The sequence below is a fragment of the Pseudoflavonifractor sp. 524-17 genome, assembly GCF_009935845.1.
Lineage (GTDB): Bacteria > Bacillota > Clostridia > Oscillospirales > Oscillospiraceae > Pseudoflavonifractor_A.
Window position 1 is genome coordinate 41,389 of the sequence record NZ_QWEK01000009.1, and the last position, 19,768, is coordinate 61,156.

A 19,768-nucleotide genomic window follows, 5' to 3' on the forward strand; every position below is an offset into this window, starting at 1 on the left:
AGGATTTGGAGGGATAAAAAACCTGGGGCGCGTCTAAAAGACGCGCCCCAGGTTTCAGGCTGTCATTAATTTATTTGGTGGTGATAGCGAGTACGCCGTCCGCTGTGGAAGCGTTGACGGACAGAGCGGTAAGGAAATCGGCGGTGACGTAGTAATTGCCGGCCACCACAACGGCGGCGGTCTCAGCGGAGGCGCCGTCCAGGGTAAACTGGAGGGTAAGGGCATCGGCAGCGGCGGTCTCGGCGGCGGCCAGGGCGCCGCCGGTGTAGGCGGTCTCGGTGGTGATTACCACACCGCCGGACCACTCCACATTGAACTGGACAGAGGTGCCGCTGAGGACGCTGGCCAGGTCGCGCAGGCGGTAGTAGGTGTTGCCCTGGGCGTCGTTGGCGAGGGACACGTCCTTTGCCTCGCCGTCCACGGTGACGGCGGCCTGGTTGGCCTCCGCCTGAGCCACAAGGGCGTCGTAGTCGGCCAGGTTGTAGCTCTTGTCATAGGGGGCGTCCAGCAGGCCGGCGTTGATGTAGCCGATGATCTCCGCCCGGCGGGGGTCGTCCTCGCTCAGGTCAACGCCCACGATCTTCCAGTTATTGTCCACCTCGGGAGCCACGGGGGAGTGCTCTGCGAAGTAGGCCACCAGCATGTCGCGGATGGAGTTGGGGGACTCCCACTCCCGCTTGCCGGCCACCAGACCGCCGGTCTTCAGGGCGGAGGAGTAGCGGTAGTTGTTTACGGCCAAAGTGAGCTCCTGGTCGTCCTTGAGGGGCTCGCCCTTGAACATGACGTTCTTGATCCGCTCCCCCTTGGGCTGGGACAGGTCGATCTCGTAGTCCACGCCGGCGAACATATCGTACAGATAGCCGGGGTACTCGGGATCAAAGGAGAGGTTAATGTCCCCGGGGACCCACTGGTTATAGCACTCGGCGGACCACTCCATGTAGGCTTTCAGCTCCGCGCCGGTGACAGGCACCCGGTACAGGGTGTTGTCAAACTTGTAGATATTGAAGATGTTGCCGTAGTTGATGTCCCCCTCCGGCAGGTCGCTGGTGTCCTTGAACAGGGCGGCGGCGGACACGTCGGCGCCGGAGTTCTCCAGCTGTACCTTGTTGATGAGATCCATCACGGCGGTGTCGCGCAGCTTGCCCTCCGGCAGGCCGGCGATCTCGTTTTCCGGCTGGAACCTGGCGGTGGTGCTGCCCAGAATGCCGCCGCCCTGTTCGCCGTCGCCCCCGCCGCCGCCGCTGATGAAGGCGATGGTCTTCTCATGGGCCTCTTTCACAATGGGGAGGGCCCGCAGGGAGGCGTCCGGCTCATAGTTGGCCATATCCACCACGTCGGTGGTGATGCCGGTGATCTCCTTATCGGCATTGAGGGTAAAGTCGAAGCGGACCACATCCCGGCCGCCGTTGCGGGCGCCGCCCACCGGCACCTCGCCGTACTTGTCGTTGACCACAATATGGTAATGGCCCACGAACATGGCGTCTACCTCAGGGTTGTCCTCCAGAATCTTCTGGGCGGAATCGGCGCCGCCGTCCTCGTCGAACTCGGCGGTCATGCCGGCGTGGGAGGAGACCAGAATAATGTCTGCCTCATTGCCGATGGCGTCGATGCAGCGGTCCACCGCGGCGGACATGCCCTCAAAGGCCAGGGCGTCCACCTTTTCCCCGTCCCAGGTGGGAATATTGGGCGTGGTGACGCCGATGACCGCCACCTTGACCCCGCCGGTCTCCAGAATCACATAGTCCCCCACAAAGTGCTCGCCGCTGTCTTTGTAGGTAGTGTTGGCGGACAGCAGGGGGAAGTCAGCCTGCGCCTCCAGACGCTTGACCAGGTCCAGGCCGAAGTTGAACTCGTGGTTGCCCAAGGTCATGGCGTCATAGCCCATAAAGTTCATGGCGGAGATAATGGGGTGCTCCCCCTCCTGCTTGTTGTAGATATCGTCGGAGAGGATGGTGCCCTGAATGGTGTCGCCGCTGTCGATAAGCAGGGTATTTGGATTTTCCGCCCGGACGGACTGCACATAGGTGTACACCCGGGCCAGGCCGTTGTTGGTGCTCTCCTGATTGTCCTCGTAGGCGAAGCCCCAGATGTTGCTGTGGGTGTCAGAGGTGCCGAGGATGGTGACGCGGGTATCGCCGCTCTCCTCCCCGGCGGCCAGTGCCGCGGGCGCCAGAGAGGCCAGCATACCGGCGGCCAGGACGCTGGCCAGCAGCTTGCGCAGGGACGTTCTTCTCATAAACATCTTCTCCTTTTGAGTCCGGTTCCGGCACAGCCGGAAGGTCTGTTGGTGAAAGGGAGGCGCTGTCTTTGTTCAGTATAGCACATCCGCGCAAAAAAGTCGAGAAGCACCGCGGCGCTTCCCAACTTTTTAACTGTGCGGGTCTTAGAACTTGTATTCATAACCGGGGAGATGCCGGATTGCCAAGGGAGTTTGCCGCGGCAGGGCGGCAGAACGCCTGGTAAGCCGGCGTTTCGCGGTTTGGAATACAGCGTTCTTATTTCAGTCTCGCGTCAAAGATAAAGACGTGGGTGTCCTGGTCCTGGGTGATGGCCGGCTCAATCAGCTTTTCCGCCTGGAAGGTGAGCTGGCTGCTCTGGTGGAGATCCACCGTGATGGAGTGGGCGGCCTGTCCGCCGGTCACGGGGATTTCGGCTAGGACAGAGTCGTTGTCTCCCAGCACCCGCAGGGTGACGTTCTTGTCGGAGTAATACTGGAAGGTCACGGTGTCATATTTGCCCCCCACGTTGAAGGAGCCGGCGCACAGGGAATTCTTGGCGGCGTATCTGCCCAGATTCAGCGCAAGCCAGTGGGAGCAGGTGATGCCGGAGATCTCTTTGCTCTCCTTGTCGGCGGTCTGCAGCTGCCGGGCGCCCAGGCCGTACTCGTCGGTGAGGAAGTACGCCTTGTGCGTGTCAATCAGGTCCACGCCGTCGGCGGGATCGCCCAGCAGGATGGTCTGGGTGGCCTGCTCCCAATTCACGCCGACATCCAGCAGGGTGGCGGTGGCCCGGATGGGCAGGTAGGTGGTGCCGTTGTAGACGATGGGATAAATCCGCGCGCCGTTGGCGTCGGTCATCACCTGCTCCTCGCCGTCGTACTTGATGGTGATGTCGTAGCTCAGGAAAGCCTTGATCTCCTTGAGGTTGCTGGCGGCAGCGGCGCCTGCGGCAAAGCTGACCACGGCGGCCACAGCCAGCACCAGGGCAAAGACGGTTTTTTTAATTTTCATGGGAAACACTCCTCTCTATTTGGCCGCGCCGCACAGCGGCCCGTTCTTTTCCAATTATAGCGGAATCCCCGTGGAATTACAAGATAAACGGAGCGTTTTGCAAAACAGGCCCTAGGGAACAAATTCACCTGGACAAGCGATACAATATGTAATATAATTTATAGGAATTAAGGAGGTCAATTCAGCCGCGCTTGCAGTGAATGCGCGGGGGGCAGGGAGTTCTTTTCTCATCTTACTCCCCCTCAAGCCTGTATACTGACCGGGCCGTTTCGCTTCGGCGGAAAATCTACAGGGTCCACAGGCGGGCGGCGTACACCGCGCTCTCCCGACCGCGCCGCCCCGTCCGCTACGAGATGAGATAGTATCGGAGGGGACCGTCCCCTCCGCCGGACAATCCTTTTGGAGGGAATCGTTTACTTTGAAACAGAGCAGCAGTAAGAAAAACGCGATCTATGAACTGGACGGACGGCCGTCCTTCGCCCAGGCCTTTCCCCTGGGCTTCCAGCAGCTGCTGGCCATGTTCGTGGGCAATATCGTACCCATGATTCTGGTGGCAAACGCCGCCGAAATGGACAGCTACCACGCCACCCTGCTCATCCAGTGCTGTGTGCTGGGGGCCGGCGTGGCCACTTTGATTCAGGCATTCCCCATCAAGCTGGGGAAAATCCGCATCGGCTCCGGCCTGCCGGTTATGATGGGTCTGACCTATACCTTCCTGCCCATCTGCCTGGCGGTGGCCACCAATGGGGAACTGGGCCTTCCGGTGCTCTTCGGCGCCCAGCTTGTGGCCGCCCTAAGCTCCGTCTTTGTAGCATTTGTGCTGCCTTATATCCGCAAATTCTTCCCGCCCATTGTGACGGGAACTATCATTGTCTCCATCGGCATCTCCTGCTTCTCCATTGCCGCGTACAACCTGGCCGGCGGGCAGGGCGCCCCCGACCTGGGCCAGCCCCACAACTGGATCATCGGCGCAGTCGTGATCCTGGTAATTGTGGGCTGTACCTCCTTCGGCAAGGGGATGGTCAACGCCGCGGCGGTGCTCATCGGCATTGTGGCGGGCTATGTCATCGCCGCGGTGGTCACTGTGGCGGGGATTGTGCCGGTGATCGACTTCTCCAGCATCGCCGCAGCCAAGTGGTTCGCCATTCCCCAGCCCCTGGCTTTCGGCGGCGGCGGCGCGCCCCTGGCCTTCAACCCCACGATTATTCTGGTCTTTATTTTGCTGTACTTCATCAACGCGGTGGAGATGGTGGGAGACATGACCGTCTCCGCCACCGGCGGCCTGAGCCGCCAGCCCAAGGACGAGGAGCTGTCCGGCGGCATTCTGGGCAACGCCGTGGGCTGCATGTTCGCCTCCGTCTTCAACTGCTTCGCCACCGGCTCCTACAGCCAGTGCTCCGGCATTGTGGCCATGACCAAGGTGTGCTCCCGCTGGGTGATGGGCACCGGCGCCATGACGCTGATTGTGGCCGCCTTCTGCCCCAAACTGGCCGCGGTGCTGTCCACCATCCCCAACTGCGTGGTGGGGGGCGCCACCATGGTGGTCTTCTCCATGATCACCATGTCCGGCATGAGCCTGGTGGCCAAGAGCCGCTTTACCAGCCGTTCCATGCTCATCTGCGGCATCTCCCTCACTCTGGGCCTGGGCATCTCCTTCGCCAAGGACACCCTGGACGCGGTGGGCGGCTATGTGCAGATGTTCTTCGGCGAGTCCAGCATTATTTTGGTGGCCCTCACCGCCATTGTGCTGAACATCGTCCTGCCCAAGACCCGTGAGGACCTGAACGCCGAGGCCAGCATAGATTGACCGCGGTGAACCAGATATTGATGAAGGAGTGACGCGCTATGATCGATCACCTGCTGAAAAACGGTATTATTGTCACGGTCAATCCCGACCGGGAGGTCTTTTTCCACGGAGCTGTGGCCATCGAGGGCAACAGAATCGCGGAGGTAGGGGAAAGCGCCGCCCTGGAGGCCAAGTACGCCGGCACGGCCAAGGTCACCGACCTGGAGGGGAAGATCGTCTTCCCTGGCTTTGTCAACACCCATAACCACCTGTTCCAGACTTTGCTCAAGGGCCTGGGAGACGATATGGTGCTCAAGGACTGGCTGGAGACCATGACCTTCCCCGCCGCCACCAACCTGACCCGGGAGGACTGCTATCTGGCGGCCATGCTGGGCTGCATGGAGGGCCTGCACAGCGGCATCACCACCATGCTGGACTACATGTACCCCCACCCCTTGGGCGAGCTGTCCGACGGCGTGGTGGACGCCTTCCGTGAGCTGGGCATCCGGGGCATTCTGGGCCGGGGCTGCATGGACACCGGAGCCCAGTTCGGCGTCCACCCGGGCATTATGCAGAAGACCCCCGAGATAGAGGCCGACCTGCACCGGGTTTTTAAGGCCTATCACAACAGCGAGGACGGCCGCATCAAGGTGTGGGTGGCCCCCGCCGCTATGTGGTCCAACAGCCGGGAAAACCTGGAGATGCTGTGGCGGGTGACCCAACAGTACCACTCCGGCTTCACCGTACATATCTCCGAGACCCCCTTCGACCGGGACGCGGCGGAGGAGCTCCACGGCAAGCCCGACGCGGAGCTGCTGGAAGAGCTGGGCATTGTGGGCCCCAACGTGCTGATGGTCCACTGCTGCTACCTCACCGACAAGGACATCGCCATGGCCAGGAAATACGGCATGAAGGTGTCCCACAACGTCTGCTCCAACCAGTACCTGTCCTCCGGCGTGGCCGACGTGCCCAAGATGCTCAGAAACGGCATTACCGTCTCTCTGGGCGTGGACGGCGCGGCCTCCAACAACGCCCAGGATATGGTGGAGCTGATGAAGTTCACTGCCCTTCAGCACAAGGTGGCCACCCGGGACCCCCTGGCCATGTCCGCCGAGAAGGTGCTGGAGATGGCCACCATCGACGGCGCCCGGGCCCTGGGCATGGAGGACGAGATCGGCTCCCTGGAGGCGGGCAAGAAGGCCGACCTGGTCATCTTTGACCCGGTGGAGTGCCCCAAGGCCATCCCCATGCACAACCCCGTGTCCACGCTGGTCTACTCCTCCTCCATCAAAAACATCGTGGGGGCGATTGTGGACGGCAGGGTGGTCATGGAAAACGGCGTCATCACCACCGTCAAGGACGAGAAGGAGATCTACCGCAGGGTACAGAAGTGCGCCGAGGACCTGTGCCAGCGGGGCAAGATCACCAACCGCCGGGAAGGCCACAAGTGGAACCGCACTTACGGCTAACAGCTCCATTCTGTAACGAAAAAGAGGACGGGAATCCGCCGCGGATTCCCGTCCTCTTTGACGTTTTCAGAGTATCTTTTCCCGCTTGATCCCCACATAAGGGCCGTCGGTGCAGGTGCCCCGGGGGAGATAGCCCCGGCTTTCGTAGTACGCGCCCAAGGCCCGGTTGTCAATGTCAGAATCCAGCCGCAGGGCATGGATGCCTCTGACCTGGGCGAGGGCCTCCGCCTGGCGGAGCAGGGCGTCCCCCGCCCCCGGACAGTCTGGGTCAGAGACAAAGTGGTGCAGGTATAGGGCGGGGCGATCCCCGTCCCAGTTCTCATCCCGGTCAAAGAGCGCCGCCGCGGCCATAATTTTTTCCTCCTGCACCGCCACAAGAAACTGGGCCATGTGCCGGGCGTAATAATCCTCCGGATAGGCGGCGAGGTAGCCGTTTTCATTCCACTGGCGCAGCCCCTTCTGCTCCATCCACCGTACGCGCTTTTTCATCAGGGCGAAGACCGCCGCCGCGTCCCCGGCCGTTCCCTGCCGGAATACCATGGCCTACTGCGCCTCTAACAGTTCGGCGACGCCGGCGAGATAATTGGTCTCAATGGACTCGATCTCCCCCGCGTCGCTGGCGGCGGCCAGGGCGGGGTCGATGGGCAGCCGGGCCAGTACCTTCAGGCTGTGCTCCGCCGCCACGGCGTCGATGTGGCTCTCGCCGAAAATCCGGTGCTGTTTGCCGCAGTCGGGGCACTGGAAATAGCTGTAGTTCTCCACCAGGCCCACCACGGGGATATTCATCAGCTCCGCCATCTTTACCGCCTTGGTGACAATCATGCTCACCAGATCCTGGGGAGAGGTGACCACGATGATGCCGTCCACCGGCAGGGACTGGAACACGGTGAGGGGCACGTCGCCGGTGCCGGGGGGCATATCCACAAAGAGATAGTCCAGCTCCCCCCAGATGACGTCGGTCCAGAACTGCTTTACCGTGCCGGCGATGATGGGACCCCGCCACACCACCGGATCCGTCTCGTGCTCGGTGAGCAGATTGAGGCTCATCACCGGGATGCCCCCCTTGGACTCCACAGGGTAGAGGCCCAGCTCGCTGCCGGCGGCCCGGGTGTGGATGCCGAAGGCCTTTGGGATGGAGGGGCCGGTGATGTCGGCGTCCAGAATTCCGCAGCGCTTGCCAAGGCGCTGCATGGCCGCCGCCAGGGAGGAGGTGACCAGGCTCTTGCCCACGCCCCCCTTGCCGCTGACCACGGCGATGACCTTTTTGATGTGGGACAGCTCGTGGGCCGGGGCCTGGAGGCTCTGGGGCTGGGTCCGCTCCCCGCAGCTCTCGCCGCAGGAGGAGCAGTCATGGGTACATTCAGACATGGGACTTCCTTCTTTCTTTTGACATAGTAACAGATAGTATGGCTGGGATTTCTATTTATATTGATAAGTGCCGCCGCCGATAAACTCCCGGATCAGGGCGCCGGGAGGCACCAGGGCGGGGTCGATGGGGTCAAACCAGCCAAAGGCGTCCACCAGATCGTGGAGCTCCCGCCAGCGGGGGTTGCGCTCAGACACCCCGCTGAGAGCGCCGGCCAGCGGGGCGGTGTAGTGGGCAAATACCGGCGCCTCGTAGGGCAGCGAGGAGTCCAGAAGGATATGGGCCCGGTTTTTAAAGGGGGAGATAAACCGCTTCTCCCCCCGGCGGACGTTGTGCCACATCTCCAGCGTGGCGGCCATGTCGGTGCCCCGGAAATTGTAGTCCCGGACGGCCCGGCGGGTGATGCGGGTCCAGGTGCCCTTGAAGCGCAGCTGCGCCCCATCCAAAATGTCGGACCGGGCGGAGATATACAGCCGCGTGGCCTCCGGATGCCGGCCGGCGATATCGTCGTTGAGGGCGTGGATGCCCTCAAAAATGGCGATCTCCTGCTTCCCCAGGCGCAGAGGGCGGCCCCGGGCGTCGTTGCGCATCTGGCGGGCGAACTCGAACTTGGGGATGATGACCTCCTCCCCTTGGGCCAGCCTGGTAAAGGTCTCGTCCAGCAGCACCATGTCCAGCAGCAGGGGGGATTCATAGTCAATGTCCCCCTCGGGGGTGCGGGGCGCGGTGGCCCGGTCGGGGGTTTTGAAGTAGTCGTCCAGAGAGATGGCGTGGGTGCCCACGCCCCGGCGGATCAGCTCCTCCTCCAGCTTGAGGGCGGTGGTGGTCTTGCCGGAGCCGGAGGGGCCGGAGAGCAGCACAATGCCGCTGCCCCCCTCCGCCAGCCGCTCCTGAATCCGATCCGCGGCGGCGGACACCCGCTGGTGATACACCGCATCGCACTCCGCGAGAAACCCCTTGGGGTCTTGGCGGGTTCTTTGGAGAATGTCTTGCAGCTGATAGGGCATGGTATCTCCTTTCCTTATCTCCCCCTGCGCAGGCCGGCGAGGAAGTCCGCCGCCCGGCGCTTGTCCTGGCGGATCCGCTCCAGGCGCTGGAGGTACTCCTGGGGATATTTGGGATTCGCCAGCCGGTCAATCCGGCCGGTGGCGGGGTGGATAAGTTTTGTGACGCCCCCGCCGCCCAGGGCGAGAATGGGGTGCAGCTCCTCCATCATGCAGATGTTATATAAGCTCTCCCACCCGGGGACGGACCAGCCCACGTTCTCAAAGGAGCCGGACATATATTTCTGCCGGTAGAGGTAGTAGGGGGCCTGCCCCGCCCGGCCCAGGGCGGACCAGGCGTAGGAGAGCATTTCGTCCACCGCCTGGGCATCGGGGAGCCTGGGAGCGGGAGCGCTGCCGTCCCCCATCAGCCGGGAGCCCTTTTTTAGAGCCAGCGTGTGGACAGTGATATTCTCCGGTTCCAGGGCCAGGATCTGGTCCAGGGAGCGGCGGAAGCCCTCCGCCGTGTCCTCCGGCAGTCCGGCGATGAGATCCATGTTCACGCAGGGGATCCCCGCCTGGCGTACCAGCTGGAAAGCGCGGAGGATGTCCGCCGCGGTGTGGGCCCGGCCCATGGCCCGGAGCACGTGGTCCTCCATGGTCTGGGGGTTGACGGACACCCGCCGCACCCCGCCCCGGGCCAGCGCCGCCAGCTTTTCCCAGGTAATGGTGTCCGGCCGGCCGGCCTCCACGGTGTACTCGGTGCAGCGGGACAGGTCAATGGATTCCCCCACCGCGGCCAAAAGGGCGTCCAGCTGGGGGGCGCTCAGGGTGGTGGGGGTGCCGCCGCCGATGTAGACCGTGCGGACAAAATACCCCGCCTCCCGCAGCAGCGCGCCGGTGAGGGCGATCTCCTCCCGGAGCGCCTCCAGAAAAGGGTCCACCAGCCTGAGGGCGCGGTGGACGTCCGCGGACACAAAGGAGCAGTAGGCGCACCGGGTGGGACAGAAGGGGATGCCGATATAGAGGGAGGCTTCGTCCCCGCGCAGGCTCTCTTTGGCCCGCACGCTGGCCCTGGCGCAGTCCATGGCCAGGTCCGCCCGGGCGGGGGAGACCCGATAGGTGTGAATCAGCTCCTCCCGGGCCTGCTCCGGGGTGAGTCCCCGGGCCATGGCCTTCACCGGCAGCTTTACCGGCCGCACCCCGGTGAGGGCGCCCCAGGGGGGCTCCTTCCCCAGCAGGGCGGCGGCGGCCTGATAGAAGGCCAGCTTCAAAATCCGCTGAAGGGCGCGGTACTCCTCCAGCTCCCCGGTGCATTCCGCCTTCCCGCACTGGCATGCGGCGGTTTCCCGCCGGCTTCCCAGCATGACCTGGGCGGCGGCGGTGAATCCGTCCGCCGTCTCCTCCAGGGTGAGTACCACTGCGTTGTCCTCGCCGTCGGGCATGGCCTGGGGATACTCCGGCCGCTGGCCGGGGAAGAGGGTGAGCATCATCTGCTCCGCCGCGTAGCGGAAGTCGTGCCGGGAGACGGCGTCCCCCTGAAAGTAAATCCTCATCCGCCCTTCATGGCCTCTTTCAGCAGGTAATTGTACTTGCGCTCATGGTCCAGGGTGGTGGCCTCTGAATGGCCGGGGAGGACCTTTAAGTCCCCCTCCAGCGCGCCCAGGCGGCGCAGGGAGCGGCGCATCTCCTCATCGCTGCCCCCCGGCAGGTCGGTGCGGCCCATGGAGCCTTTGAAGAGGGTGTCCCCAGTGAAGAGCACGTCCCCCGCCCGCAGCACCACGCTGCCCTGGGAATGGCCCGGGGTATGCATCACCTGGAGGGTGATCTCCCCCAGCTCCACCCGATCTCCCTCCTCATAGAAGGTCAGGGGCCCTATCTCCGCGATGCGGAAAAAGGGCTTTGGCATCTCCTTGTCCCCGGGGTGGACGTACACCGGCACATCAGGCAGGGCCCGGCGCAGCTCCGGCAGGCCCATGGTGTGGTCGTAGTGGGCGTGGGTGAGCAAAAAGCAGGCCAACGTCCAGCCCTCCGCCTCGATTGCGGCCAGAATCCGGGGGTCCGGATCGCCGGGGTCGATGACGGCGCACACTTTGGCCGCTTCGTCGGCGATAAGATAGCAATTTGTGCCCAGAGTGGGCATAATCAGCGTTTTAATTACCATGGCGTCCCTTTCTTCTGCATTACATTGTATCGGTATCAAATAAGATAGTCACCGGCCCGTCGTTCTGGGAGAAGACCTGCATATCCGCGCCGAACTCCCCGTGGGCTACGGGGAAGCCCCGCTGTTGGCACGCCTCCATAAATTGCTCGTAGAGGGGGACGGCGAGCTCCGGCCGGGCGGCGCCGGTGAAGCCGGGGCGGCGGCTCTTGGTGTCGGCGTACAGGGTGAACTGGGACACCACCAGCAAACCGCCCCCCACCGCCGCCAGATTTAAGTTCATCTTGCCGTTCTCATCCTCAAAGACCCGCAGGCCGCACACCTTATCCGCCAGCTTTTCCGCCTGGGCGGGGGTGTCGTTGGGGCCCACCCCCAGCAGCACCAGAAAGCCCTGTTCAATAGAGCCGTTTACCCGGCCGTCAATCTCCACCCGGGCGTTTTTTACTCTCGTCACAACCGCGCGCATGATCCTTCCCCGTCTCCTCTGTAATAATGATATTACCGGTATTCCCGTTTTAATCCCCTGGCGTACAGGGGATCGATGTCAAAATAGACCGGATCCCCGGCGGAGCATTTGAGATCGGTGATATCGACTAAAGTTTCAATGGCGCCGATCTGGCCCAGCACCCGGGCCTTCTGACTGCCCACCCGGACGGTGATCCGCCGCCCCCGCCACCAGCGGCGCAGGGTGCTCCAAAGGCCGGCGTCCCGGCTGTGGGAGACGCCAAAGCCGTTCTGGTACCCCACCGGCAGCACCGCCACCCGGGTGGGGCGCTTCAGGGTGGTCAGGCGGCCGTACCCGATGGTGTGGCCCTTGGGGAGCCAGCGGGTTTCCTCAATGCTCACCTCGCCGTAGCCCACCCGGAGCAGGCCGTCCCCCCGCCGGCGGCGGCACCGGCCCAGCAGCACCGACCCCGCCCGCACCGCGTCCATCCGGGCGAAGTCGAAGTGGAGCAGGGCGAAGGAGCCTGCGGCGTGGACCACGCCGGTTTCAAACCCCGCCTTGTGGATGGCCTCCAGGGTCTGCCGGAAGACGTCCAGATCGGCGCAGGCGTCCTGGCCGCTGACCCGGTTGGCGTGGACCTGGGTATAGATGCCTGAAATCGCCACGTTGGGCAGATTGCGGTAGACATTGATGATCTTCTCCGGCTCGTTGGTAAGAAAGCCGCCGAAGCCCAGGCCGGTGTCCACCTGGATGTGGGCCTCCGCCACGGTGGAGCGGGCCTCCGCCGTGCCGTTGAGGGCCAGCCCGGATTCCACTGAACCCACGGTACACACCACGTTGAGATCGATGAGCTGGTCCAGCTCCTTGCGGTCGGTGGTGGAGCGCAGCATCAAAATCTCCTCGTCCACCAGACCCGCCTTGCGCAGGGCGGCGGCCTCGGCCGGCTCGGCCACGGCGAAGCGGCGGACGCCCTCGTCCCGCAGGAGCTTGGCCAGCTCCACTGTGCCGGCCCCGCCGCCGTCTCCGGTGACCACGCCGTAAATCGCGGCGGACCCCGCCCGCTCCTTCACAATGGCGATGTTGTTTTTCAAGGCCTTTTTCTCTATTACCAGCAGTTTCATCCCGCCCGCCTCATCTTTCTCAAAAATGGCCCAGGGTTTTTCTCCCCCATTATACCCAATTTGACACAGAGCGTCAACAATTCCCAAAAATCAACCGGCAGGCAGGCGCCCCCTATCCCCCGGCAGAACGCTTGTTTTTTTCCGCCAAAGATGATATGCTTGTATCTCAAGAACTGTCAAAGGGGAGCGGAGGAGACAAATTGAACCGACAGACCACACACATCACCCAGGAGCAGATTGCCGCCCAGCTGGCGTACTGCGCCCGGCTGCACGCCGCAAACACCGCCCTGGACCACACCCCCCTGGCCATGGTGGACACCTATGGCTGCCAGCAGAACGAGGCGGACTCGGAGCGGCTGCGGGGCTATCTGTCCCAGATGGGCTACGGCTTTACCGAGGACCCCTTCCAGGCCGACGTGATTGTTATCAACACCTGCGCCATCCGGGAGCACGCGGAGCAGCGGGTGCTGGGCAACGTGGGCGCCCTGACCCACAGCAAACGCAGCAACCCGGGGCAGATCATCTGCCTGTGCGGCTGCATGGCCCAGGAGGAGCACGTGGCCCGGAAGATTAAGGAGTCCTACCGGCAGGTGGATCTGCTCTTCGGCCCCCACGCCCTGTGGCGCTTTCCGGAGCTGCTGTGGCGGGTGCGCACCGGCGGCCGCCGGGTCTTCGCCCAGGAGGAGGAGCCCGGCTCCATCGCCGAGGGCATCCCCGCGGTGCGCCAGGGCGGGGTGAAGGCCTGGGTGTCCGTCATGTACGGGTGCAACAACTTCTGCTCCTACTGCATTGTTCCCTACGTCCGGGGGCGGGAGCGCAGCCGGGAGCCCCAGGCCATTCTGGACGAGATCCGGGCGCTGGCGGCGGGGGGCTGCAGGGACATCACCCTGCTGGGCCAGAACGTCAATTCCTACGGCAAGGACCTCTCCCAGCCCATGTCCTTCGCCGCTTTGCTGAAGCAGGCCGCCGCCATTGAGGGGGAGTTTCTTCTGCGCTTCATGACCAGCCACCCCAAGGACGCCTCCCAGGAGCTCTTTGAGACCATGGCCGCCAGCGAGAAGATCGCCCCCTGCCTCCACCTGCCCTTCCAGTCGGGAAACAACCGGGTGCTGTCGGCCATGAACCGCCGGTATACCAGGGAAAAATATCTGGAGCAGGTCCGCGCCCTCCGGGCGCTGATGCCGGATATCGTGCTCACCTCCGACGTAATTGTGGGCTTCCCCGGGGAGACCACGGAGGAGTTTGAGGACACCCTGAGCCTGATCGAAGCCGTGGGCTTTGACGCCCTGTTTACCTTTATCTACTCCCCCCGGGCGGGCACCCCCGCCGCCGCGCTCCCAGACCCCATGGGCCGGGAGGAGAAGCTGGCCAACTTCCAGCGCCTGGTCCGGCGGCAGGATGAGATCTCCGAGGCCAAGCACAAGGCCTACATCGGCCGCACCCTGCGCTGCCTGGTGGACGGCCGGGACGAACACGGCCTCACCGGCCGCACCCCCGGAAACCGGCTGGTCCGGCTGGAGGGAGCGGAGGAGCTGATTGGCCGGTTTATCCCTGTCCACATCACCGGCGCCAACAAATGGTCCCTGTCCGGCCGGCCGGCCCTGGAGGAGGGACCCGAAGGGTAACAACCATCAACACAAAGGAGCGACGCCATGCCTGCGGATACCACCCCTATGATGCGCCAATATGTCCAGATGAAAAAGGACCACCCGGACTGCATTCTGTTCTTCCGGCTGGGGGATTTTTATGAGATGTTCAATGAGGACGCCAAGCTGGTGTCCAAGGAGCTGGATCTCACCCTCACCAGCCGGGACCGGAATAAGCCTGAGGAGGAGCGCACCCCCATGTGCGGCGTGCCCTACCACAGCGCCGACGCCTACATCGCCCGCCTCATTGCCAAGGGCTACAAGGTGGCCATCTGTGAGCAGATGGAGGACCCCGCGGCGGCCAAGGGCCTGGTGGATCGGGACATCATCCGTATCGTGACGCCGGGGACGGTCATCGCCTCCTCCATGCTGGACGAGGGGCGCAACAATTTCATCTGCGCGGTCTACCGGGACAGCCGGGGGGCCGCCGCGGCGTTCTGCGACGTGTCCACGGGCGAGCTGACCGTGACCGCCTTTTCCGGCGAGGGCTGGGGAGAGCATCTGCAAAACGAGCTGGGGCGGTATGCCCCCCGGGAGGCCGTGCTCTCTGACGGAGCGTGGAGCGACGCGGGGCTGGTCTCCTTCCTGCGGGACCGGCTGGACTGCCGGTGTGAGAACGGGGGAGAGGGCCGCTTCCGGCCTGATGTGGCCCTGAGCATGTGCCAGAAGCAGTTTTCCGCCGGGCTGGACAGCCTTCCCCCCGGGGAGAGCCACCCTCTCCAGGCGGTGGGGGGCCTGCTGTCCTATCTCTACGAGACCCAGAAGACCGACCTGTCCCATATCGCCCAGCTGGTCTACTACACCAACGGTCAGTATATGGAGCTGGACCTCACCGCCCGGCGGAATCTGGAGCTGACGGAAACGCTGCGCTCCAAGGAGAAGCGGGGCTCTCTGCTGTGGGTGCTGGACAAGACCCGCACCCCCATGGGCCGGCGGCTGATCCGCTCCTGGCTGGAGCGGCCCCTCCTCTCCCCCGCCGCCATCGGCCGCCGCCTGGGGGCGGTGGAGGCCTTGGTGGGCGACCCCATCGCCCGGGAGGAGCTCAACCTGTGCCTGCGGGACGTGGGGGACCTGGAGCGGCTCATCGGCCGCATCGTCTACGGCACCGCCGGGGGGCGGGATCTGTCCGCCCTGGCCGCCGGCCTGGGGAAGCTCCCCCGCCTTCGGGCGCTGCTGGAGCCTGTCTCCGCGCCCCTGCTGGCCAGTCTGTGTACCCAGATGGACGACCTGCCGGAGCTGTGCGCGCTTATCGGCCGGGGCATCGCCGAGGATCCCCCTTTCTCCGTGCGGGAGGGGGGCGTCATCCGTCCCGGCTTTGACCCGGAGGTGGACCGCCTGCGGGACATTATGGTCCACGGCAAGGATATGGTGGCGGGCATTGAGGCCAGGGAGAAGGAGGAAACCGGCATCAAGAGCCTGAAGGTGGGGTATAACAAGGTCTTCGGCTACTATATTGAGGTTTCCAAGTCCTACTACGCCCAGGTTCCGCAGCGGTACATCCGCAAGCAGACCCTGGCCAACTGCGAGCGGTACATTACCCAGGAACTCAAGGACATGGAGCACACGATTCTCTCCGCCCAGGACCGGCTGGCCGCCCTGGAGTATGAGCTCTTCTGCAATATCCGGGAGCAGGCCGCCGCCCAGGTGGGGGCCATTCAGACCAGCGCCTCCGCCGTGGCCCAGGCGGACGTGCTCAACTCCTTCGCCGCCGTGGCGGCGGACAACCAGTACTGCAAGCCGGAGGTGGACCTGTCCGACATCATCCAGATCACCGAGGGGCGCCACCCGGTGGTAGAGCAGATGCTCAAGGGCACGCTCTTTGTTCCCAACGACACCCTGATGGACGGCGGGGACAACCTGGCGGCCATCATCACCGGCCCCAATATGGCAGGCAAGTCCACCTATATGCGTCAGGTGGCCCTCATTGTCCTTATGGCCCAGATGGGCTCCTTTGTCCCCGCCCGGTATGCCCGGGTGGGCATTGTGGACCGGGTGTTTACCCGCATCGGCGCCAGCGACGACCTCTCCGCCGGCCAGTCCACCTTTATGGTGGAGATGACCGAGGTGGCCGAGCTGCTCAAGTGCGCCACGGGCAAAAGCCTGCTGATTCTGGACGAGATCGGCCGGGGCACCAGCACCTACGACGGCATGGCTATCGCCCGGGCGGTGCTGGAGGGCTGCGCCGACAAACGCCGTCTGGGGGCCAAGACCCTCTTCGCCACCCACTACCATGAGCTGACCTGTCTGGAGGGAGCGCTCCCTGGGGTGAAAAACTACAGCATCGCCGCCAAGAAGAAGAAGGACGACATCCTCTTCCTGCGCAAGATTGTCCGGGGGGGCGCGGATCAGAGCTACGGGGTGGAGGTGGCCCAGCTGGCCGGCGTGCCGGAGCGGATCATCAAGCGGGCCCGGGCCATTTTAGACGAGCTGGAGGGGCAGAGCCAGTCTGCCGCTCCCGCCGCGCCGCCGCCCCAGACCGGCCAGGTGTCTCTGCTGGACCTGGGGGCCGCGGAGGCGGCCCGCCGCCTGCGCCAGACGGATCTGAACACCCTCACCCCCATTGAGGCCATGAATCTGCTCTATGAGCTCAAGCAGATCCTCTCCGTCCCCCGCTGATCGAGGCTGTGGAAAAAGATTTTTCTTTGCAGGGCGGCGGGGATGCAGCCCGGCTGCATCCTGCGCCCCCAAAACCGTGCCGGCCCTTGTCAGCCGATGGTATAAGAACCTGTATTCACAACCGTGAAACACCGGCTTGCCGGGCCTTTTACCGCCCTGCCGCGTTAAGAAATCTTGAAACGCACAAAGCATTCCTGCGATTTTTTGCCTCGCAGGACGGAAAAATCCCCTGGCAATCCGGCATTCCCCGGTTATGAATACAGGTTCTAAGTTTTCATAGTTCAAAGGAGCGACCATATCCATGTATCCCCGCAGAACCCGTCTGGGAGAGCCCACGCCCGCCCAATGCGCCAGGGGCCTTGTGCTGGCCCTGTTCCATCTGATTTTCTTCCCCTTTGCCATGGTTTGGGTACAGCGCACCGCCGGCGGGGAAATTCCGGCGGCGGAGGCAAACGCAGTGTGCTACCTGCTGTCGGTGGTCCTGGCCTTCGCCCTGTTCTGGGGTGTGCTGCGGGAGCACTTCAACCGTCTGCTGGACCGCCCGGCGGAACATTTGGTCATTTTGCTGGCCGCCCTGGCGGCGGCAGGAGCGCTCCACCTGGTGGCAGTGCTGCCACCCTATCCGGTGGAAAACCCCGCGCCTATGGCTTACGCCCAGGAGTTCGCCCTGGCCCCCCGGGCCACGGCGGTGATCCTGGTGGTGCTGATGCCCATTGTGGAGGAGCTGCTCTTCCGGTGGCTCATCTTTGGCGTGCTGCGCCGGCACAGCATATGGCTGGCCTATCTGGTATCCGGCGGCGGCTTCGCCCTGTACTGCGTGCTGCGGTATGCCTTTTCCGGCGGCGGTACGGATCTGCGCTATCTGCTTCTGGGCGCGCAGTACCTGCCCATGTCGCTGGCCCTGTGCTGGGCCTATGGGCGCACCCGCTGCCTTTGGACGGCCATCGTGCTGCACATGGCCCTGAACGGCCTGATTCTGTGGGGGGCTGTTGCGCTGTACAGCGGAGTATTTTGAGAGGAGCATCTATGCCAAGGATTCATCCCCTGCCCCCCCACGTGGCCGACCTCATCGCCGCCGGCGAGGTGGTGGAGCGGCCGGCCAGCGTGGCCAAGGAGCTGATAGAAAACGCCATTGACGCCGGGGCCAGCCATGTCACGGTGGAGATTCAGCACGGCGGCATGAGCCTGCTGCGGGTGACGGACAACGGCTGCGGCATCCCCGGGGAGGAGGCGGAGACCGCCTTCCTCCGCCACGCCACCAGCAAGGTCCAGACCGAGCAGGACCTGGAGGCCATCGGCACCCTGGGCTTCCGGGGAGAGGCCCTGGCCGCCATTGCCGCCGTGTCGCGGATCAGCCTGCTCACCCGCACGGCGGAGGAGGCCGCCGGCACCGCCCTGGAGCTGGAGGGGGGCGTAATGACGGGCCGGGAGGAGGCCGGCTGCCCCCAGGGCACCACTATGCTGGTGCGGGACCTGTTCTATAACACCCCCGCCCGGCTGAAATTTATGAAAAAGGACGCGGCGGAGGGGGCGGCGGTCTTCGCCGCGGTGCAGCATCTGGCCCTGTCCCACCCGGAGGTGAGCATCCGGTTCCTCCGGGACGGACGGCAGGAGCTCCACACCCCCGGGGACAGCCGGCTGGAAAGCGCTGTGTACGCCGTGCTGGGCCGGGACATCGCCCTGGGCATGGTACCGGTGAAGAGCTCCGGCGGCGGCCTCACGGTGGAGGGGTACGTCTCTCTGCCCGCCTGCTGCCGGGGGACCCGGGGCTGCCAGCACTTTTTTGTCAACGGCCGCTTTGTGAAAAGCCGTACCATGACCGCCGCTTTGGAAGAGGCCTACGCCAACCAGAGGATGGTGGGCAAGTTCCCCGGCTGCGTCCTCCACCTCACCGCCAGGCTGAACACGGTGGACGTAAACGTCCACCCCACCAAGCAGGAGGTCAAGTTCAGCAGCGAGCGGAATATCTTCGACGGGGTGTACTACGCCGTGCGCTCCGCCCTGGGGGCGGACCGCACCCGCCCCGCCGTCCGGCTGGAGGAGGCCCCGGCGCAGGCCCGCCCTGCGCGGCCTGCGCCGGAGATCCAGGAGACGCAGGCCGTCCCGCCGGCGAAGCGCCCCAGCCTTGGACTGTGTCCGCGGTCCAACCCCGCCCAAGGCGGGCGTCTGTCCCTCCACGATGCCGCCCGTCCCGTCGCCCCGGCCCTGCGGCCGCAGGAGGCGTCAGAGCCCGATCCCGCCCCCGCTCCCAGGCCGGAGAGGACGTCAACGCCCCCGCCCCCGTCTTCGGAGCCTCAGCGGGAGCCCCCGCCGGAGCCGCCCGCCCCGGCGGAGCCTCTCCCCTGGCGCTTGGCGGGGGAGGTGTTTCAGACCTACATCCTTGTGGAACAGGGGGACGCCGTCTTTCTAATCGACAAGCACGCCGCCCACGAGCGGATCCACTTTGACCGCCTCAAGGCGGAGGGAGCCGCCCCCATGAGCCAGGTGCTCCTCACCCCGGCGGTGTTCACCCCGCCGCCGGAGGAGGGGGCGATCCTGCTCCAGCACCTGGACCTGCTGGCCCAATTCGGCTTCGTGGCGGAGGACTTCGGCGGCGGCGCCCTGATTGTGCGGCAATGCCCCGACTACATAGACGCCGGGGAGGCGGAGGGCGTCCTGTGCCAGCTGGCGGCTCAGCTTTCCGCCGGGGGGCGGGCCGACCCCGCCGCCGCCCGGGATGCCCTGCTGCACACCATGGCCTGCAAGGCCGCTGTCAAGGGCGGGCAGAAGAACAGTCCGGCGGAGCTGGAAAAGGTGGCCCAGGCGGTGATGAGCGGGGAGGTAAAATATTGCCCGCACGGCCGGCCGGTGGCTATCACCCTCACCCGCGCCCAGCTGGAAAGGCAGTTTAAACGCACCTGACGCCGCTGGGAGAAAAAAAGCAGAGGCGGCGACAAATTTCGCAT

General features: G+C 64.4%; 15 protein-coding genes. 6 read left to right on the top strand and 9 right to left on the bottom strand.

Annotated elements, in window-relative coordinates:
* Positions 1–70 precede the first annotated feature (70 nt).
* Positions 71–2,236, bottom strand: coding sequence for a 5'-nucleotidase C-terminal domain-containing protein (locus D1159_RS03210; RefSeq protein WP_161844256.1), 2,166 nt, complete (start codon positions 2,234–2,236; stop codon positions 71–73).
* Between the two features lie 259 nt (positions 2,237–2,495).
* A complete protein-coding gene (locus D1159_RS03215; protein WP_161844257.1) occupies positions 2,496–3,230 on the bottom strand; it encodes a hypothetical protein in 735 nt (244 codons plus the stop codon).
* A 418-nt stretch (positions 3,231–3,648) separates the two neighbouring features.
* On the opposite strand from D1159_RS03215, the gene D1159_RS03220 reads away from it, so the two are divergent.
* The gene (locus D1159_RS03220) at positions 3,649–5,037 is read left to right on the top strand and encodes a solute carrier family 23 protein (protein WP_161844258.1); all 1,389 of its coding nucleotides are present in this window, start codon (positions 3,649–3,651) and stop codon (positions 5,035–5,037) included.
* Between the two features lie 38 nt (positions 5,038–5,075).
* Complete coding sequence (locus D1159_RS03225; protein WP_161844259.1) at positions 5,076–6,485, top strand: amidohydrolase; 1,410 nt, start codon at positions 5,076–5,078, stop codon at positions 6,483–6,485.
* A 66-nt stretch (positions 6,486–6,551) separates the two neighbouring features.
* Here the strand turns inward: D1159_RS03225 and D1159_RS03230 are convergent, their stop codons facing one another.
* The 7 genes from D1159_RS03230 to D1159_RS03260 are packed head-to-tail and all read right to left on the bottom strand — an operon-like array spanning position 6,552 to position 12,561.
* Positions 6,552–7,025: a GNAT family N-acetyltransferase gene (locus D1159_RS03230; protein WP_161844260.1), complete on the bottom strand. Its 474-nt coding sequence runs from the start codon at positions 7,023–7,025 to the stop codon at positions 6,552–6,554.
* 3 nt (positions 7,026–7,028) lie between these two features.
* Positions 7,029–7,853 carry an Mrp/NBP35 family ATP-binding protein gene (locus tag D1159_RS03235; RefSeq protein WP_161844261.1) on the bottom strand — a complete coding sequence of 275 codons (825 nt, stop codon included), beginning with the start codon at positions 7,851–7,853 and terminating at the stop codon, positions 7,029–7,031.
* A 51-nt stretch (positions 7,854–7,904) separates the two neighbouring features.
* Positions 7,905–8,858: a nucleoside kinase gene (locus D1159_RS03240; RefSeq protein ID WP_161844262.1), complete on the bottom strand. Its 954-nt coding sequence runs from the start codon at positions 8,856–8,858 to the stop codon at positions 7,905–7,907.
* A gap of 14 nt (positions 8,859–8,872) precedes the next feature.
* Entirely contained in the window at positions 8,873–10,390 is a 1,518-nt protein-coding gene (gene hemZ, locus D1159_RS03245; RefSeq protein ID WP_161844263.1) for a coproporphyrinogen dehydrogenase HemZ, read from the bottom strand.
* Positions 10,387–10,998 carry an MBL fold metallo-hydrolase gene (locus D1159_RS03250; RefSeq protein WP_161844264.1) on the bottom strand — a complete coding sequence of 204 codons (612 nt, stop codon included), beginning with the start codon at positions 10,996–10,998 and terminating at the stop codon, positions 10,387–10,389. The genes hemZ and D1159_RS03250 overlap by 4 nt, the downstream gene beginning before the upstream one ends.
* 19 nt (positions 10,999–11,017) lie before the next feature.
* Positions 11,018–11,461: a D-aminoacyl-tRNA deacylase gene (gene dtd, locus D1159_RS03255; protein ID WP_161844265.1), complete on the bottom strand. Its 444-nt coding sequence runs from the start codon at positions 11,459–11,461 to the stop codon at positions 11,018–11,020.
* 32 nt (positions 11,462–11,493) lie between these two features.
* Positions 11,494–12,561 (bottom strand): alanine racemase, encoded by a 1,068-nt coding sequence (locus D1159_RS03260; RefSeq protein WP_161844266.1) that lies wholly within the window; start codon positions 12,559–12,561, stop codon positions 11,494–11,496.
* Positions 12,562–12,761: 200 nt separating this feature from the next.
* Between D1159_RS03260 and miaB the strand changes: the two genes are divergently transcribed.
* The 4 genes from miaB to mutL all read left to right on the top strand — a co-directional run bounded on the left by miaB (position 12,762) and on the right by mutL (position 19,724).
* Positions 12,762–14,186, top strand: a complete 1,425-nt coding sequence (miaB, locus tag D1159_RS03265) for a tRNA (N6-isopentenyl adenosine(37)-C2)-methylthiotransferase MiaB (RefSeq protein WP_243152088.1) — start codon at positions 12,762–12,764, stop codon at positions 14,184–14,186.
* A 27-nt stretch (positions 14,187–14,213) separates the two neighbouring features.
* On the top strand, positions 14,214–16,823 hold the full coding sequence (gene mutS, locus D1159_RS03270) for a DNA mismatch repair protein MutS (RefSeq protein ID WP_161844268.1): 2,610 nt from the start codon (positions 14,214–14,216) through the stop codon (positions 16,821–16,823).
* Between the two features lie 301 nt (positions 16,824–17,124).
* A complete protein-coding gene (locus D1159_RS03275) occupies positions 17,125–17,838 on the top strand; it encodes a CPBP family intramembrane glutamic endopeptidase (RefSeq protein WP_161844269.1) in 714 nt (237 codons plus the stop codon).
* Between the two features lie 11 nt (positions 17,839–17,849).
* Positions 17,850–19,724 carry a DNA mismatch repair endonuclease MutL gene (gene mutL / locus D1159_RS03280; RefSeq protein WP_161844270.1) on the top strand — a complete coding sequence of 625 codons (1,875 nt, stop codon included), beginning with the start codon at positions 17,850–17,852 and terminating at the stop codon, positions 19,722–19,724.
* Positions 19,725–19,768: the final 44 nt, after the last annotated feature.